This is a genomic window from Methylomagnum sp. (genome assembly GCF_054333355.1).
On sequence record NZ_JBTEKS010000508.1, the window covers coordinates 1 to 2,633 of the forward strand.

At 66.4% G+C, this 2,633-nt stretch carries 3 protein-coding genes; all 3 read right to left on the reverse strand.

What is annotated here, in order from left to right; all coding sequences use genetic code 11:
- Positions 1 to 68: 68 nt before the first annotated feature.
- The 3 genes from ACXWUF_RS21780 to ACXWUF_RS21790 are packed head-to-tail and all read right to left on the reverse strand — an operon-like array spanning position 69 to position 2,583.
- Positions 69 to 899: an ABC transporter ATP-binding protein gene (locus ACXWUF_RS21780; RefSeq protein ID WP_458496615.1), complete on the reverse strand. Its 831-nt coding sequence runs from the start codon at positions 897 to 899 to the stop codon at positions 69 to 71.
- Complete coding sequence (locus ACXWUF_RS21785) at positions 896 to 1,831, reverse strand: ABC transporter permease (RefSeq protein ID WP_458496616.1); 936 nt, start codon at positions 1,829 to 1,831, stop codon at positions 896 to 898. Before ACXWUF_RS21785 ends, ACXWUF_RS21780 begins: the two co-directional genes overlap by 4 nt.
- Entirely contained in the window at positions 1,828 to 2,583 is a 756-nt protein-coding gene (locus ACXWUF_RS21790) for a hypothetical protein (protein ID WP_458496617.1), read from the reverse strand. The genes ACXWUF_RS21785 and ACXWUF_RS21790 overlap by 4 nt, the downstream gene beginning before the upstream one ends.
- Positions 2,584 to 2,633 lie beyond the last annotated feature (50 nt).

The following is a 2,633-nucleotide window of genomic DNA, read 5'->3' on the forward strand; positions in this document are numbered from 1 at the left end:
GCACGAAACCCAGCTCGCCCAACCGCCGGATAATGCTGGGTTTCGTGCCTCAACCCGGCCTACGACAATCACACATACTGCCGCCGCAGCAACGCCGCCGCGCCCTCGTCCAGCAACTCCCGCCGCCGCACGTTCTCGAACCGGGCCAGCAAATCATCCACCCGCAGCCGCCGCTTCTCATTTCCCGGGAAATCGTGCAGCACATTCCCCTTGTGCATCATCAAGATGCGGTCGCCCAGGTTCACGGCCTGCTGCATGGAATGCGTCACCATCAAGGTCGTGAGGCGCTCGCGGCTGACGATCCGGTCGGTGAGGGCGATGACCTGATCGGCGCTCTTGGGATCGAGGGCGGCGGTATGCTCATCGAGCAGCAGCAGCCGGGGCTTGAGCCAGGTCGCCATGAGCAGGGTCAAGGCTTGGCGCTGCCCCCCGGAGAGGCTGCCGATGGCGGTGTCGAGCCGGTCTTCCAGCCCCATCTTGAGTTCCCGCACCCGGTCGCGCAGCTCGTCCACCCGCTTCCCCGAACAAGCCCAGCCCAAGCCCCGGAACAAACCCCGACGGGTAGCCAGGGCGAAATTCTCGGCGATGGATATGGTGGGCGCGGTGCCGGAGAAAGGATTCTGGAACACCCGCCCGATCAGCGCGGCGCGGCGGTGTTCCGGCCAGGCGGTCACGTCGTGGCCATCCAGTTCGATGCGGCCCGCGTCCAGCGGGAAACTCCCGGCGATGGCGTTGAGCAGGGTGGACTTGCCCGAGCCGTTGCCGCCCAGCACCACGACGAAGGAACCTTCGGCGATGTCGAGATGGATGCCCCGCATCGGGCGCACCTCGTTGACCGTGCCCGCGTGAAAGGTCTTGGTGGCGCCACTCAAACGCACCATGGGACGAAGGGTATTCATGCGGACTCCCGGCGGGTACGGTGGGACAAACGGGCTAAAGTGTCCGGCAGAATCAGCGCCGCGAACACGAACACCGCCGTGACCAGCTTCAAATCATTGGGATTCAGGCCAAACGACAGGGCGATGGCGACCAGTTCGCGGAACAGGATCGAGCCGAGAATGGCCCCGACAATCGCCAGCCCCACACCCGAAGCGCCGGTCAGCGCCTCGCCGATAATCACACTCGCCAAGCCCCACACCACCATGCCGATGCCCATCTGCGCGTCGGCGAAATTCTGGTACTGCGCCCACAGCGACCCGGCCAGCCCCACCAGCCCGTTGGACAGCGCCAAGCCGAACACCCGATACGCCTCCACATTGCCGCCCAAGGCGCGGATCATTTGCGGATTGTCGCCGGACGCCCGCATGGCGGTCCCCAGGTCGGTGCGGAGGAACGCCCACAAAGCCAGGGCGGTCGCCGCCACCAGCAAGACCATCAACAGCAGCACCGTGAGGTCGGCGGTGGGCACGCTCCAGCCGAACAGGTTGATCCGCTCGCCGCCGAACCATTGGACGCCGAAGCGCTCGCAATAGGTGGACAAGGTGGCCGCGCCCAGGAAGGGAATATTGCTGCGGCCCATGACCCGGAGATTAACCGAGTACAAAGCGGTCATGACCAAAATACCGGCCAGCAGCGGATTGATGCGGAAGCGGGTTTGCAGGATGCCGCTCACCGTGCCCGCCGCCATCCCGGCCAGGAAGCCCGCCCCGGTCGCCGCCAGCGGATGGATCCCGCCCTTCACCAGCAGCACCCCGGTCACGGCGGCACCGAAGGTCAAGGAGCCATCCACCGTGATGTCGGCGATGGCGAAAATCCGAAACGAGACATACACCCCAATCGCCAGCAGGGCCAAGATAGTGCCCAGGGTCAGGGCACCGATTAGCAAGGTCATGATCGCACCTCGTCGAAACTGACCGGGGCGCACCACAAGGCGCCCCGCCGCAAATAACTTTCCCCCGCCCCGACGCCTTCCCGGTCGTCGTGGAGCAGGTGCAACACCCCCAGCACCGTCTGGCTTTGCAGCAGCGCGTCGAGGGTTTCCTGCAATTTGATCAAGCCCTTATGCACCGGGCGATAGGGCACCACGGCGGCATGGCAATGACCGTGGATGGCCGATTCCCCGCCGCCCATGGGCCGCACAAAATCGGCCAGCGGCGACGCCGGGGCGCGGGCCACGAAGCCGACGATCAAGCAGGTTTCATCCGCATAGGCCGGTTCGGCGGTGAACAGCATCCGGTCGCGGAGGGCGGGAAAGTCGAACCAATCCCCGGCGATGCGGCCCGGCGGCTGTTGCAGCGCCGCGCCCACCAGACTGGCGGTCTCGGCCACGATGACCAGCGCCACCTGGTCCGCTTGGCACAGCGCCAATGCCGCCGCCGCCAACTCGCTCAAGGCCAGCGGCGGCGCTTCCGGGGACATGCCGAAGCGCAGCAAGTGGCGGAATCCGCCCTCCGCCCACAGGCCATGCAGCAGGCTGATTTCCGGCACCAAATCGCCCTCCCGCGCCAGCCAGTCGGGATGGGCCGGATCGTCGCCGGGCAGGGTAATCGCCAAGCCGTCCACCGCCAGCAATTCGCCCGCCCGCGCCTGAGCCTCGTTGCCGCTCAGGGTGCCCAAGCCCAGCGCCATGGTTTGGGTGGTCATCCGCCGCGTTACCGGGCAATCAGCCATATTTCGGGTGGTGGGGGGGGGGG